Here is a 15,047-nt window from a genome sequence, read left to right as displayed (position 1 = left end):
CCTACGCTTTAGCTACGTACTTGATGAGGTCTTCGATAGAGATCATGGGTAGGTTATGTTCGGTGGCGAAGGCGCGCAGGGCGTCGAAACGCATCATGGAACCGTCGTCGTGCACAACCTCGGCGATAACACCCACACCGGACAGGCCCGCCGCGCGGGAGAGTTCCACTGCGGCTTCAGTGTGGCCGGGACGCTCCGCCACGCCGCCGTCAACGGCGCGCAGCGGGAAGATGTGGCCCGGGCGGGTGATGTCAGCCGGGGTGGAGGAAGTATCCGCGAGGATCTGCACGGTGCGTGCGCGATCTGCCGCGGAGATGCCGGTGCTCACGCCGGATGCCGCATCGCAAGAGACGGTGTATGCGGTGCCCTTGGGGTCCTCGTTGTTGGCAACCATGGGCGGCAGGTTCATCTCGTCGGCACGCTTATTGCTCAGGGGCGCGCAGACCACGCCGGAGGTGTAGCGGATCATGAAGCCCATCAGCTCGGGGGTTGCGTGCTCGGCAGCGAAGATGATATCGCCTTCGTTTTCGCGGTCTTCATCGTCGACGACGACTACGGCGCGACCTGCGGCGATAGCGTCCACTGCGGTCTGCACGCTGTCAAGGACGGTTGCGGCGTCGGCGCGGCGCGGCGCAACCTGCTCACCGGAGTGTGCAGGGCCGGTCTGCGGTACGCCAGCGAATGCGGTCAGACGTTGCACGTACTTAGCGAGCGCATCGGTCTCAAGGTTCACGCTGTCGCCGACCTTGAGAGCGCCGAGGTTGGTTGCCTTCAGAGTTTCGGGAATCAGGCCAACCTCGAACCACGCGGGGGTTTCGCCGGGCTCAGATACTGCGGTGACGGTCAGAGACACTCCAGAAACAGCGATGGATCCCTTCTCAGCGAGCAGGGGTGCCAGGTCGGCGGGCAAGTTGAAGCGCAGGGTACTCCATGCCTCGTGCGCAGTAACGGATGCGAGGGTGCCCACCGCATCCACGTGACCCTGCACGACGTGACCGTCGAAGCGGCCACCGGCGGGCAGGCAGCGCTCCAGGTTGACGGTGTCACCCGGGTTCAGGTTGCCGAGGTTGGTGCGGCGCAGCGTCTCGCCCATGGCGTAGGTGCGGAACTGGCCGGGCTGTAGCTGGTCGAGGTCGATAGCGGTGAGGCATACACCGTTGACGGCGAGGGATCCGCCGTGTTCGAGGTCGGCGACGACATCTCCGGCGTTGAGGGTCAGGTAGGCTGCGTCGCTACCTTCGATGGGAGTGATGGATTCTACGGTGCCGAGGGCGCCAATGATTCCGGTAAACATGTGTGCTTTCCTTTTCTCGCCGTGTCCGCCGGGGCGTCGTCGTTGAGGGCGACGGGCGGCGATGGTTTGTTCGTCGGTATAACTATACGTATTTTTCGAATATTCCCCGTGACGGGGAGGTTTTGTGCCAGCATGCGAACCAGCCGGTATGAATCAGCTGGCATGAACTAGCCAGCGCCAACTATTCGGGCGCAGGCGGAGGTTCTCCTTGAGGTATTACTCCCCCGCCCGCGCTCAACCCAGGCGGATGCTAGTCCAGCCGCGACTAGTCCAGCCTCGGTTCGGGCGCGTGGCAGGCATCCAGCTTCGCCGGGGTGCGCCGCTACCCGGAGTCCTGCGCAGTTCCGCGAGGTGCCGGCACCAGGTGCGTTGCGGTGTCATTGCCGAGCACGCGCACCGCCGGGAACATGCCCAGGTCATCCAGCTTCATGCGCAGTGCCTGCGCCAGGGTGTCCACGAACAGACGGTACACGGCGCTCTTACCTTGCCCCATGATCATGGGAGCGCGGTACCAGACCATCTCGTCGATGAGGTCTTCACCGGCGAAGAGGCCGACCATGCCGGGGCCGCCCTCAATCATGAGGTGCCGCACCCCGCGGGCGTACAGCTCGTCGAGCAGTTCACGCGGGTCGTGGGTGAAGACCTGTAGGAAGTTCTGCGGGTCCGCCTCCACACCTTCGGGCGGGTTGAGGCCGCGCACGCGGTAGTTCTCGGTAATCTCGGTTTTGCCCATGACCACGCGCAGCGGCTGCTTCTTGAAGCGTTCCCCGTTGGCGTCGCGCGCGTCCAGGGTCGGGTCGTCCATGAGGGTGGTTCGGGTGCCGATCATGACGGCGTCGGCGCGGTGACGAATCAGGTGCCCGTCAATGCGCGCGGCGGGGCCGGTAATCCACTTGCTCGTGCCGTCAGCAGCCGCGATGAACCCGTCCAGGGTGGAGGCGCTCTTTGCGGTGATGAAAGGGCGGCGTTCGGCGGCGGCAATGAACCAGCGCTCGTTCAGCAGGTAGGATGCGTTCGCGAATTCCTCCATGGCGTGCACGGTGACGCCCTGCGAGCGCAGGTAGGCGGCACCTCCGGCAGCGTTTTCGGTGTCGTCGCTGTAGGCGTAGTAGAGTTCGCTAATGCCCGCCTCGGCGACGGCGTGGGAGCAGGGGCCGGTGCGTCCGGTATGGTTGCAGGGCTCGAGACTCACGTACATGCGGGCGCCGGTAAGGTCAGTTCCCGCAGCACGGGCGGCGGCGAGAGCGTCGGCTTCGGCGTGCGGGGTGCCTGCACCTCGGTGGTAGCCCACGTGCAGCACGTGCCCGTGCGCGTCGGTGATAACGGCGCCGACAAGCGGGTTCGCGCCGCGGATACCCTGGCGTGCCGCCTGCAGTGCCAGGGTCATAGCTTCTGCGTGGCTGAGAGTCTGCTCGGGGCCGGGCAGCTGGAGAGTGCGTGCGGCGGCCAGCCCGGCAAGGTGCCCGTACTCCGCGGCGGAGTAGTCCAAATCGTTGTGCGGCAAAGATACACTCGGGGCAACAGTTGCGGGCTGGTGTGCGCTCGCCAGCACCTGCAGCGAGGGGTTCTGCGACATCTTAAGCACGACCCTTCTGTACATCGGTTACCTCAACGGCCACGTCGGGGAACTGGGTCTGCACCTGAGTCTTCTGCGCCTCCAGGTTGCGGGTGCGCCACCAGACGAAGAAGCCAATCAGGGTGAAGCATCCGTAGAACACGTACATGAAGGAGGTTGCGTAGTAGCCTGCGTTCCACAGTAGCGGCACACCGACCAGGTCAACGGCAACCCAGATGAGCCAGAATTCAACCCAACCGCGCGCCATACCGTAAGTGGCGAGCAGTGAGCCGGTGAAGATCCAGGCGTCGGACCAGACCGGTTCGTAGGAGCCGAGGGCGCGGAAGATGGGGGTGAGCAGCAGAGTACCTGCAACCATAGCGACAACCAGGCCTGTGCGTTCGGTGTTGGTAGCCCACTTGGGGATTACCGCGACACCTTCGGAGGCGTCACCGCCGGAGGCGCGGGTTACGCGCCAGCGGTGCCAGCCCCAGATGGACACGGCAATAAACATGACCTGTCGGCCTGCCTGGCCGAGCATGGTCACGGGGTGCGGGCTGCCGACGAGGGCGCCCAGGAAGACAGTGAGGAGCAGTAGGTTGCCGAGAATGCCGACGGGCCACGCCCATACTTTGCGTCGCATGCCACCGAGCGCCGATGCCAAGCCGAATGCGTTTCCGAGAACTTCGCGCACGAGGAGAGACTGGTCCCCCACGTGAATTTGTGCGTCGAAGAGCCACCGCACAATGTCCATTGTTTCTTTCCTCTCTGAGTTGGACCGTGTGTCGGATGCGCTGTGTGCGCATCTGCGGCGGCTCCGGGGAGAGGAACAGAAAAAGGCGCGGCTAACGCGGGGTTCTTAGGGAGTGCCCGGTATCCGTGCTGAGGCGGGAGCGGCGAATCAGCCCACCATGGCTGAAATCAGTGACTGCGGTCGAGGGGAATAATGTACCGGCACCTACGAAAGGTGCCTCTCCCCCGTCATACAGAAAACCGCTGTGCCCTTGGGCAACGGTTTTCTCAAGTATTTTTCTCGAGCAACAGTTTTCTCAAATAACTGCTTCGGTGCACCCTACACGCTACCTCGAGGTTTCTCGGGAGGCTCGGCGGAGTGCGCTCCTGCCTTTTTCTGCTCGTGCTACCTTCCATCCAGACTGTACTGTCGGCACCGGATTTTCACCGGTTCGGCCTCTCTTGCAAGCGGGCGTCTCTAGCGGAGTCTTGGCGTCCTGCCCGGATGCGAAGATTCGTATGATTCTTTGCCTGCCTGCGAGAGTGGTTCGCGGGCTGTGACCGCCGGTTCGGAATTTCACCGACCCCGGAGCACGATGTTGATACTGATTATGCCACAGCGCACGCCGGGGTTTTAATTTGTTTTCTCTGGGATAACTTCCGTGACAAGATGACGTTTTGTGACCACGTTCCGAGTACGTTTTCAAGACCCATCAGCTTGCTTCTATCGACAGTCACCTGTGGAGTCATTTAGGAGTTCTGTTCTTCAACTTTTCGGGGATGATTTATCACGGTTTCATAACGGTGGAGAGTGCTAAACAGGCCAAAGAGTTACAGCGGTTTCCAGCGGATTACCCAGAGCATATTGAACACCCATCACTACCTTTACGACAAGGAATTATAAAATAAGATTAAATTATTGGTTTAAGGATTAGTTCAGGGGTGGTTTAAGGTTATTCTTATCTACAGGAGCGCCCATCACCGATAAACCGGTTCCGTTGGGAACGACATGATTCGGACCATCCGAGCACTCACATCAAACCCTTAAGCTTCTGCCATTTGAAGCTAGAAAAGCGGAACCGGCGGGGGAGCTCTTCCGATAAACTTCCAGAAGAACGCACAGCGTCCACCTTTCTATGGGGCTCTGTGTGTGTCAACCGGTCATAAACTCCCATTCTTCTGTCGTCGCCTACCGCGGTGCGCGATGGGAGTTACGGGAACCTTACGGGATGGTTGATCCCGTGCGCTCTGCATTGTCTTGTGGAGTGTGGTGTGTTTGGGTGGCGTATTCGCAGTACAGGAGCGAATACGCCACCCGTTTATAACGTGTAAAACCCTGCCTACCCACACTCAGGAGAGCTGCACACGAAACTCAGCCCCACACCGACCTCATATGCCCCGGACTGAGGCAAACTACCCCGAGAAGCTACCCCTTTATATCTTTCCCCGAGGGGCAGGCGACCTAGAGTGTGTACCGGACACGCGAGGTGGGGGCACTCCCCCGCGAGCGGTGTACGGTACAACTTCTCAAACAACTAACCCGCAGGTAAAACTTCATACGCAAACAGGGGCGCCTACGATAGACATCTATCGCAGGCGCCCCTGTTTATTGCCAAGCCTCCAGAGGGTGCCTCTCGGGAATACGACGGGACTCCATCTTCAAGGCGGCTGGGTTATTGATGATTAGGGGCGCCGCAGAGATGGCACTCCCCCGCTAGCATTTCCGACGTGCCCTTTCTATGAGGCTGTCGAAGAGTTTTAGCCCTCTACTGAGCGGAACGCTACAACAGCATTGTGACCGCCGAAACCGAAGGAGTTCGACAGTGCCACGATGTCGCCGGCGGGTAGCTCGCGAGCCTCGGTCACCACATCCAGGTCAATCTGGGGGTCCTTGTTGTCCAGGTTGATGGTGCAGGGTGCGATACGGTGGTGCAGAGCCAGGACGGTCAGCACAGCCTCAAGGGCACCCGCACCGCCGAGCAGGTGGCCGGTCATGGACTTGGTTGCGGAGACGGCGATGTTCTTGGTGTGCTCGCCGAAGGTTTCGTGCATTGCGGTTGCTTCAGGCAGGTCACCGGCAGGGGTACTGGTGGCGTGCGCGTTGATGTGCACGACGGTCTTCGGGTCAATGTTGCCATCTTCGAGGGCTTCGCGCAGTGCGCGGGTTGCGCCGAGTGCTGCGGGGTCCGGTGCGGTGATGTGGTAGGAGTCGGCGGATACGCCGGTGCCTGCTAGTTCCGCGTAGACGCGTGCGCCGCGTGCCTTGGCATGCTCTTCAGATTCGAGGATGAGTGCTGCTGCACCTTCACCCATGACGAAGCCATCGCGGTCGACGTCGTAGGGGCGAGATGCCTTTTCGGGTTCGTTGTTCCGGGAGGAGAGTGCCTGCATCTTGGCGAATGCTGCCATGGGTAGCGGGTGGATAGCTGCTTCAGCGCCACCAACGATGACCACGTCAGCCTTGCCGCTACGAATCATTTCGGCACCCAGCTGCATGGCCTCGGTGGAGGATGCACATGCGGAGACGACGGTCTGCGCTGCGGCACGTGCCTTGAGGTTCATGGAGACTGCTGCTGCGTTACCGTTGGGCATAAGCATCGGAACAGTCATGGGTAGGACGCGGCGGGGACCCTTCTCACGGAGGGTGTCCCATGCGTCGAGGAGGGTCCACACGCCACCAATGCCGGTGCCGAAGGCTACGCCGGTGCGCTCGGGGTCAACTTCTTCTGCAGAGTCGGCGTCGGGGCCGGTGAATCCTGCGTCTTCCCATGCTTCGCGTGCGGCGATGAGGGCGAGCTGACCCGAGGGATCCAGGCGCTTTGCTTCTACCTTGGTGAGGCGGCCGGATTCGAGGGCGGGCACGGCGAGCTGGCCTGCAATGTATACGGGCAGGTCGTATTCCTTGACCCAGGGGTAATCAAGGGTAGATACACCAGATACGCCCTTGGTTGCGTTTTCCCAGGTGGTGGGGACGTCGCCGCCAATGGGGGTGGTCGCGCCGAGGCCGGTCACCAGCACTTTTCGAGACATTGTGGCACTTTCTCTTCGGTGGTCGATTTGGTGGTTTATCCGGTGGTGTGTGGATAAAAACCTGTAGGTCCCGGGGGGTATACGTGTGTGTTCCGCGTGGGGTCCGCACTGCGGGTTCCTCGCTGTATTCCCGGGGTGTATTGGGTTAGTTGGGTAAACAGCGATGCGGCGCGGGCCGGTGAGAGCCCGCGCCGCATCGTTATTGGTGATAGCTTAGGCAGCGTTCGCGATGAACTCGACTGCGTCGCCAACGGTCTTGAGGTTCTTGACCTCTTCGTCCGGGATGGTCACCTCGAACTTCTCCTCAGCGTTCACGACGATGGTCATCATCGAGATGGAGTCGATGTCCAGGTCCTCGGTGAAGGACTTGTCTAGCTGAACGTCCTCAACCTCAACGCCGGTCTCTTCGTTAACGATTTCTGCCAGACCTGCGAGGATCTCTTCCTTGTTAGCCATTCAGGGGCTCCTTTGTTGTTCGATGGTCATCGCACCCGCCGGTTGGGGGTACGCGTGCATTACCGAGTTTATCGTGTCTACGTGGTGTACGCATGCGGAAACTCGGAGTTTAGGGGATGCTTTCCCGCTTTATTTTCTTTCTCGTGCACCGGTGTGGTGCCGGTTATGAGGGGCGGTGAGCATCGGGCTCTTGTGGTTTTCCTTAGGGAAGGACGACTACCTGAGCTGCGAATGCCAGGCCGGCACCGAAGCCAATCTGCAGGGCGAACTTGCCGGAGAGTTCCGGGTTCTCCTTAAGCAGGCGATGTGCGGCGAGGGGGACCGATGCGGCGGAGGTGTTACCAGCATCAACGATATCGCGTGCCACTGCCACCGTGTCGGGAAGCTTGAGGGTCTTGACCATCTGGTCAATGATGCGGGCGTTTGCCTGGTGCGGGATGAGCGCGCCAAGCTCGTCGGGGATGATGCCGGCGGTTTCGAGTGCCTGCTTGGCGACCTTTGCCATTTCCCATACTGCCCAGCGGAAGACGGAGGGGCCGTCCTGTCGCAGGGTGGGCCAGATCTTTTCGCCTTCCTGTACGGGGTTTGCTACGAAGTCGCGGTTGCGAATGTCTAGCATCGAGCGGTCCATGCCAACGGTGCCCCAGCGGGAGCCGTCCGAACCCCATACAGTGGGAGCGATACCGGGTTCGTCGGAAACGCCCACGACTGCTGCGCCTGCGCCGTCGCCGAGCAGGAAGGAGATGGTGCGTTCGGTGTTGTCAATGAAGTCGGAGAGCTTCTCAACGCCGATGACCAGCGCGTGCTTTGCGGTGCCTGCGCGGACGAGGGCGTCTGCCTGGGCGATGCCGTAGCAGAAACCTGCACACGCTGCGGAGATATCGTATGCGGGGCACTTGGAGCCGATTGCATCGGCGACCAGGGTTGCCAGGGAGGGAGTTGCGTAGGGGTGCGAGATGGTCGAGATGATGACCGCCTCAATGTCCTCACCGGCTACACCGGATGCCGCCAGGGCGTCCTTGGCGGCACCGATGGCGAGGTCAGTTACGGACTGGTTTTCGCTGGCGCGGTGGCGAGTTGCGATGCCGGTGCGCTGCTTTATCCACTCGTCGGAGGAGTCGATTGCCTCAACGATGTCATCGTTGGGGACGATGACCTCACCGCGGGCTGCGCCGTAACCGAGGATGCGGGAGTAGCGGTTGATTTCGTACTGCTTGAGGGTAGTCACGTATTCAATCCTTAGTGCTGATGCTCGCAAGACACTGTGTGCCTCGCATATCTAAAGTGCATGTCTAGTGTGAAGGGTTCCTAGCGCAGGGAGAGCTGGGTTCTCTCCTCTGGCGTTTAGCCCTTCAGTGAGGCGAGGTCCTCCGGAGCGTTGATGGAGGTGCCGGGCACGCCGCGCATCGCGCGCTTTGCCAGCCCGACCAGGGTGCCTGCGGGGGCGACCTCGATAATGCTGGCGACTTCACGTTCAAGCAGGGTTGCCATGCACAAATCCCAGCGCACGGGGCTGGTCACCTGGGAGACGAGGGTCTTGACGAACTCTTCACCGGATGCCACTGCGGAACCGTCGCGGTTGGTCAGTAGCGCGGAGGTCGGGTCGGATACCTGCAGGGCAACGGCGAACTCTTCCAGTGCGGGCACGGCGGGTGCCATTGCCTCGGTGTGGAATGCGCCAGCGACCTTCAGAGGGATGACGCGTGCGCGTGCGGGCGGGTTCGCGGCGAATGCTTCAATGGCGGGGATGGGGCCTGCGGCTACGATCTGGCCGCCGCCGTTGGAGTTTGCTGCGACGAGGCCTGCTGCGTCGATGGCTTCGCGGACGTTTTCTTCAACGCCTCCGAGTACTGCAGCCATGCCGGTCGGGGAGGCGGCTGCCGCCTCCGCCATGCCGTTGGCGCGCACGCGCACGAAACGCATTGCGTCTTCGTCGCTGAGTACGCCTGCAAGTGCCGCTGCTGTGATTTCGCCGACGGAGTGGCCCGCGAAGATGAGCTCTTCACCGTCGAGTTCGTGCAGTGCGAGGCGACCGGTGACGATGCCTGCAGCCACGATGAGGGGCTGGGCGATTGCGGTGTCCTTGATGGTTTCTTCTTCGGCTTCAGTGCCGTAGTGAATTAGGTCGATGCCTGCCGCTTCGGAGAGTCGTTCCAGGTGCTCACGCACACCTTCAATCTCGAGCCAGGGGCTCAGGAAGCCTTTCTTCTGAGAACCCTGTCCGGGGCAAACGAGTGCGCGCATGCGGTGCGACCTTTCTAGTTTTTAATACTCGTACGCGGTGCCTCCGTAGAGACGGATACCACGGTTAGCCTGTTACCTATGCTACCTTGTTCAGCGGCTTTGAATAAACATCGCTGTGCAGAAAGTTTAGGGTGCACAGGATATCCAGATAGACATTGAACAGTGTATAGCTTAGATTGAATCGTACAACCCGCACGGGCAAGATTCAAATAGAGAGACAGCTAACTTTCGGGTTCCACCCCTATGCTCGCGGATGCGCCCGAGCATACGTCTCCGCCAGACGCTTCATCGACACGTGCGTGTAAATCTGCGTGGTCGCCAACGACGAATGCCCCAATAGCTCCTGCACCGAACGAATATCGGCACCACCATCAACCAGATGAGTCGCCGCCGAATGACGCAAAACGTGCGCACCCGAGGCGGTTGTGTTCTCCACCGTGCGCAGCAAGCGGGTCAGATCCTCACGAATCTGACGGGCATTCGCACGCCCACCCCGAGGGCCAATAAACAGAGCCGTCACGCCCTGAGCGCCCTCCGGAATCCACTGCGGACGACCATACGAAACCCAACGATTCAACGCCTTGAGCGCCGGGGTACCCAACGGCACCACTCGCTCCTTATTGCCCTTACCCAGCACGCGCACCGTCTTATTTGCCCGGTCCACACTTTGCAAATCCAGGCCGGTCAGCTCAGAGATACGCATGCCCGAGGCGTACAGCACCTCAACCACAGCTTCCAGGCGCAGCAGGCGCGCATCACGAGGATCCTGCACCCGGCGCTTCTGCAGAGTAGTCAGTAACTGGTTCATCTGCTCCTGGCTCAGCACCGGCGGCAGGTGATTCTCCCGCTTGGGGGTGCGCATACCGCGCGTGGGATTGGCGTGCACCAGTTCCTCATCCTGAGCCCAGGTGAAGAACGTACGCAGGGTCGAGCCGCGGCGAGCCACCGTAGAACGAGCCGCCTGCCGCAGATGTAGCGAACCCAACCACTCACGAATCAGGGACGCATCAATACTCTCCAGATGCCGCACACCGCGGCGCGCCATATAACCGAAAAAGCCCTCCAAATCCGAAATATAGGAACGAATCGTCTCTTCAGAACGGTGCTTCTCATAACGCAGAAAACGCTCAAAACGGTCCAGGACGGGGCGGAATACTTCGCCAGAAACGCCCAGCGCTGATTCAGGTAAGGCGGAGCCGGACAGGGCTGAATCCAGGCGTTCACCGTGCCTCTGTGGGTTATCTGCGGCGAGGCTGCGGGTATAGGTCACCGGCAGGGTCGCAGAGGGATCATCATCCCGGTTCTCGTCCCGGTATTCTTCCGGGTTCTCGTTCCGGTTTTCAGCCCAGTTTTCGTGCTGGCGGGCGGGGGTCATGCGTCCCTCCTTTCGTGGTTCCGGCTCCTGGGTCTAGCGGCATTGATGCTTCTCGACGTTGTATTTCTATTCCCCACGCATCTGCCGATAGGGCGGCGGGGTAGGCTCCGCACCAGTACGCGCAGGCCTACCCCAATTGTAGAGAGGTTCAGTCTCCTCTACATGCCGCCCTGTCATGACCGGCTCTCACAACCCGCTACTGCCTCAGGTGTTCAGTAGGGGTGTTCAGGGGCTCTTCTACGCTGCAACAGCCGGGCGGACCTTTCTCCAGCTTGTTCCGCTACTCTCCGCTAGGCCGCAGCGCTCCAGGTGGAACAGATCAGCCATCACGTCGCGAGCACTCAACCCAAGGGCTGCGGCAATCTCGTCCACGCCACGGTAGGAGCGCGGGCTCAAGTCATCCCAGACCCTGCCCTGCCGTTCGGTCAGCTCATCCAGCGTGCTAGAGGAGGCAGCCTGATCCCACTCGCTCTCGTGCTCGGTGCCCAGCTCGAAACCCGCGGCGGCATCGTATTCGAGAATGTCGGCGGCCTCGGTAAGTGTTTGCGCTAGTCCATCACGTAGCAGACGGTTCGTGCCCACCGAATTCGGCGAGTTAATCTGGCCCGGAACCGCCCAGAGAGTACGCCCAATCTCCATTGCGTGACGAGCCGTATTCAGCGCACCGGAACGCCAACGTGCCTCCACCACAATGGTATGCCGCGCTAACGCCGCAATCAGCCGGTTACGCTCCAGAAAACGCCACCGCGTGGGGGTATTACCCACGCTCACCTCGCTCATGATGAGCCCTCGGTCAATAATCATGTTCAGCGCATCCGAGTTCTGCGCCGGGTACAGCCGGTCCAACCCACCCGCCATGAAAGCGATGGTCGGCAGGTCGCTACCCTGCTGGGTCAGCGCCGCCCGATGCGCCGCAATATCAATGCCCATCGCACCGCCAGAAATCACCGTGTACCCGTGGCGCGCCAGCTCAGCGGCGAGGTGGGTCGTCGCCTCCGTACCGTAGATGCTCGGGTCACGCGAACCGACCAGCGCCACGCTCGGGGTAGAGGCCAAATCCAGCAGGTGCCGCGAATCGCCTCGGCACCACAGCCCGTATGGTCGAGCAGGCCCCAAATCGTTCAGCTGCGGCGGCCACAGCGGATCAGCAGGAGTGACCAGCCACGCCCCGCAGGTTGCCGCCATATGCGCCTCCGCGTTCAGGGTGCGTTCCATGCGGCGGTTCCAGCGCAGGCGGCGGGTCGCGAGCAACTTGCCGAACTTATCGCGGCTCATCTGATGCTCACCCGGCGTGTAGTAGCCATTCGCGCTGGAGAACAGGGCGGACTCCCCTGCCACAGGCGCACCCACCGAGTGCAGAAATTCGCTGAGCTGTTCGTCCGGTTCGCCGTTCTCCCAGGTGTACTCATCCGGGATATGCCCGGTCAACAGGTAGTGCAGGGTCAGCGGCGCACCCAGGCTGGCGAGGGATTCGACCACGAGCTCATCGGCGGGCTCCGCGTAGCGCATCAGTTGAGCGGTGCAGCAGCGGATGTACTCACGGCACGCCGCCTCAAGCTCCGGCGCGCTGAGGGCGGGATTGAACAGGGGCTCAGGAGTGAACAGATGTACAGGATCAGAGCCGCTGGAGGCTGTGCCCACCGCAGGTTCGGGGCGCTCGCTCTGTAGCCCCTCACCCTGTAGCTCCTCTCCCGGCTGTTCCTCCCGGCTCAGTTTCTGCTGATTCATCTCTTCCAGATACACCGGGTTCAGGCAGGAGGCGAGGAATCCCGGCAACCGCGCCCCGTTGTATGGGCTCGGCGAAGGTTCCTGCCCCAGCGACAGGATATGAGCCGCCCTCTCACGCACCAGGGCGTGCACATCCAGAGTGCGACCGGGCAGGCGGATCTGCAGTACCTCCTGTACAAAATCCTCAGCCGCGCTCTCTTCTGGCGCTTGCTCTTCCAGTGCTGTTTCTCTCAGCCCATAATCTTTCAATTCGGTATCTTCAACTCGTTTTCTCAGTTTCTTCTCACTCATGACGTTCTTCTCCTCTCGTGGGTGATTCCTTCTATAAACCAGCACGCTATGTCAGCTGTCCCTATTTCAGCTGCCCCTGCTGCCGCAGGAAAAGCGCCACATCCAGATGCTCCCGGCTCGGGTAGGCGGCACCTTCCAAATCAGCGAGGGTCCAGGCGATACGCAACACCCGGTCATAGCCGCGAGCCGTCAGCGTTCCGCGATCCACGGCGGCGTTCAGCTCGCCGGTGAGCTTCGCATCCAGACGCAGCGGACCTCGCAAAATTTTGCCGTTCATCTCCGCATTCGTTTTCAACCCGTACGGTTCCAGGCGCTCCCGCTGAGCCTGCCTCGCCGCCATAACGCGCTCGCGAATCTGCGCCGAGCTCTCATTCACCTGACCGCCCGCAAGCTCCGTGGACGACACCTTCGGAACCGTCACATTCACGTCAATACGGTCCACCAGCGGGCCGGACAGCCGCCCAAAATAGGCGCGACGCTCACGCGGAGCACACGTGCACTCCGTACCGGTACCCACGTTCATGCCACAGGGGCACGGGTTCGCCGCCAGAATCAGCTGAAAACGCGCCGGATACGTCGCCGATGCACTCGAACGGTCCAGAGTCACGGTCCCCGACTCCAGGGGTTGACGGAGCGAATCGAGCACCGTGCGTTTAAACTCCGGCGCCTCATCGAGAAAGAGCACGCCGCGGTGCGCTTTAGACACGCAGCCCGGGCGGGGAATGCCGCTGCCGCCACCCAAAATCGCCGGCGCGGAGGCGCTATGATGCGGCGCCTCAAACGGCGGCTGACGCACCAGCTCGCTCAGGTGCTCCCCCGCCGAGCAGAGGGAACGAATCGCGGTCACCTCCATCGCGGCATCGTTGTCGAGGGTCGGCAGGATGCTCGGCAGGCGCTCCGCCAGCATGGTTTTACCCGAACCAGGCGGTCCGGTCAGCAGCATATGGTGACCACCCGCAGCGGCAATTTCCAGGGCGAAACGGCCCTGTGACTGACCGGCGACATCGCTCATATCCGAGGGAATTTCAGCCGGTTTCGCTACCGGTACGCTCGCCTCAGTCTGCGGGGCGGGCGGGTAGGTCAGCTTCTGACTCTCCGCGCCGAGAGCGGCAAAAACCTCTGCCAAGCAGCGGAAACCGCTCACCTGCGCGCCGGGGATGAGCGCCGCCTCCTCAGCATTTTCGGCGGGCACAATCACGCGGTGGTGTCCGGCATCCACGGCAGCTTTGACTGCCGGCAGGATGCCCGGCACAGGGCGTAGCGTTCCGTCCAGTCCCAGCTCACCCAGAAAAACGCTATCGCCGCTGGGGTGAAGTTTCTTCTCCGCCTGTAGCGCCGCAACCACAATGGCTAGATCAAACGCAGAGCCGCGCTTGGGTAGGGTCGCCGGGGTCAGGTTCACGGTGAGCCGGTGCTGAGTGAGGGTGATGCCGGTATTCTTCGCGGCGGAGCGTACACGCTCTTTCGACTCGTTAAGGGCGGTATCGGGCAGGCCCAGCAGCACGAAGCCGGGCAGGCCCTGTGAAATATCAGCCTCGACGTCAACAATGTGCCCACGCAAGCCCACGAGCGCCACGGAATAGGTGCGTGCGAATCCCATTACGCCACCGCCTTCAGATGCTCGAAGGTGAAGGTTTCGCAGGATCCAGTCACCGCAATTGCGTCAATGCGAAAGCGCGGAAAATCCAGGTTCTCGCGCAGCCTGCACCAAAGAATCGCCAGCGAGCGCGTGCGGCGCGCCTTATCGCGGTCAATGGATGCGAACGGGTGCCCAAAATCTTCGCTGCTGCGGGTCTTGACTTCAATAAAAACCAGTTCGTCCTCGGGGTCAATGGCGATCAGGTCGAGCTCACCGCGGATTTGTTCGTATTCCAGTCCGGCAGGCGGGCGCCAATTCCTCTCGAGAATCCGGTAGCCATTCGTCTCCAGGATGCGGGCGGTCAGTTCCTCGCCCCATCTACCGACGCTGTGGGCGCGGGGTGGGGTTCGGTGGATTCGGAGTCTGTTGGGTGCGTTTTGGGTTGTGGCGTGGGCTGTTATTCGGGCTGTTGTCATGGGTCTCTCCCGGTAGATAGCGGTAGTGCTTCTACTGTGCCCGCCGCGCGCGTGCCCAAACGTGGTTAACGAAAAACTGTGGATAACCTCAGTTCTCAGAAGGAATTAGAGGTTATCCACAGCTATTTATTTGAAATTTTGGGGCATATTTTTCAAAAACGCCGCTCGGGTGCCAATTCGCCGCGTCATATTCGCGTAGCTTCATCGCGCGGTTTCATCGCCTAAGTTCTGCCGCCCAGCAGCTCGGCACTGGTGCGCTTACCTCCGGCAAGGCGGTGAATCAGGCC

At 61.3% G+C, this 15,047-nt stretch carries 11 protein-coding genes and 1 riboswitch; all 11 genes read right to left on the bottom strand.

Annotated features, from left to right (window positions below):
* Position 1: 1 nt before the first annotated feature.
* The 11 genes from ribB to QFX05_RS02565 all read right to left on the bottom strand — a co-directional run bounded on the left by ribB (position 2) and on the right by QFX05_RS02565 (position 14,760).
* Positions 2 to 1,294 carry a 3,4-dihydroxy-2-butanone-4-phosphate synthase gene (ribB, locus tag QFX05_RS02615; RefSeq protein WP_279740672.1) on the bottom strand — a complete coding sequence of 431 codons (1,293 nt, stop codon included), beginning with the start codon at positions 1,292 to 1,294 and terminating at the stop codon, positions 2 to 4.
* 322 nt (positions 1,295 to 1,616) lie between these two features.
* On the bottom strand, positions 1,617 to 2,870 hold the full coding sequence (ribD, locus tag QFX05_RS02610) for a bifunctional diaminohydroxyphosphoribosylaminopyrimidine deaminase/5-amino-6-(5-phosphoribosylamino)uracil reductase RibD (protein WP_279740752.1): 1,254 nt from the start codon (positions 2,868 to 2,870) through the stop codon (positions 1,617 to 1,619).
* A 1-nt stretch (position 2,871) separates the two neighbouring features.
* On the bottom strand, positions 2,872 to 3,603 hold the full coding sequence (pnuC, locus tag QFX05_RS02605) for a nicotinamide riboside transporter PnuC (RefSeq protein ID WP_279740670.1): 732 nt from the start codon (positions 3,601 to 3,603) through the stop codon (positions 2,872 to 2,874).
* Positions 3,604 to 3,980: 377 nt separating this feature from the next.
* A riboswitch (FMN riboswitch) is annotated at positions 3,981 to 4,180 on the bottom strand.
* A gap of 1,159 nt (positions 4,181 to 5,339) precedes the next feature.
* On the bottom strand, positions 5,340 to 6,611 hold the full coding sequence (gene fabF / locus QFX05_RS02600; protein ID WP_279740668.1) for a beta-ketoacyl-ACP synthase II: 1,272 nt from the start codon (positions 6,609 to 6,611) through the stop codon (positions 5,340 to 5,342).
* Between the two features lie 213 nt (positions 6,612 to 6,824).
* The gene (locus QFX05_RS02595; RefSeq protein ID WP_005507475.1) at positions 6,825 to 7,067 is read right to left on the bottom strand and encodes an acyl carrier protein; all 243 of its coding nucleotides are present in this window, start codon (positions 7,065 to 7,067) and stop codon (positions 6,825 to 6,827) included.
* A gap of 202 nt (positions 7,068 to 7,269) precedes the next feature.
* A complete protein-coding gene (locus QFX05_RS02590; protein WP_279740666.1) occupies positions 7,270 to 8,295 on the bottom strand; it encodes a beta-ketoacyl-ACP synthase III in 1,026 nt (341 codons plus the stop codon).
* Positions 8,296 to 8,411: 116 nt separating this feature from the next.
* The gene (locus QFX05_RS02585; protein WP_279740665.1) at positions 8,412 to 9,311 is read right to left on the bottom strand and encodes an ACP S-malonyltransferase; all 900 of its coding nucleotides are present in this window, start codon (positions 9,309 to 9,311) and stop codon (positions 8,412 to 8,414) included.
* 241 nt (positions 9,312 to 9,552) lie between these two features.
* On the bottom strand, positions 9,553 to 10,686 hold the full coding sequence (locus tag QFX05_RS02580) for a tyrosine recombinase XerC (protein ID WP_279740664.1): 1,134 nt from the start codon (positions 10,684 to 10,686) through the stop codon (positions 9,553 to 9,555).
* Positions 10,687 to 10,923: 237 nt separating this feature from the next.
* Positions 10,924 to 12,705: a DNA-processing protein DprA gene (gene dprA / locus QFX05_RS02575; RefSeq protein ID WP_279740663.1), complete on the bottom strand. Its 1,782-nt coding sequence runs from the start codon at positions 12,703 to 12,705 to the stop codon at positions 10,924 to 10,926.
* 61 nt (positions 12,706 to 12,766) lie between these two features.
* Positions 12,767 to 14,305, bottom strand: coding sequence for a YifB family Mg chelatase-like AAA ATPase (locus QFX05_RS02570; RefSeq protein ID WP_279740661.1), 1,539 nt, complete (start codon positions 14,303 to 14,305; stop codon positions 12,767 to 12,769).
* A complete protein-coding gene (locus QFX05_RS02565) occupies positions 14,305 to 14,760 on the bottom strand; it encodes a YraN family protein (protein ID WP_279740659.1) in 456 nt (151 codons plus the stop codon). Before QFX05_RS02565 ends, QFX05_RS02570 begins: the two co-directional genes overlap by 1 nt.
* Between the last annotated feature and the right edge of the window lie 287 nt (positions 14,761 to 15,047).

It is taken from the genome of Rothia similimucilaginosa (assembly GCF_029850875.1).
Lineage (GTDB): Bacteria > Actinomycetota > Actinomycetes > Actinomycetales > Micrococcaceae > Rothia.
The sequence above is the reverse complement of the archived record's forward strand: the minus strand, read 5'-3'. Positions and strand labels throughout refer to the sequence as shown.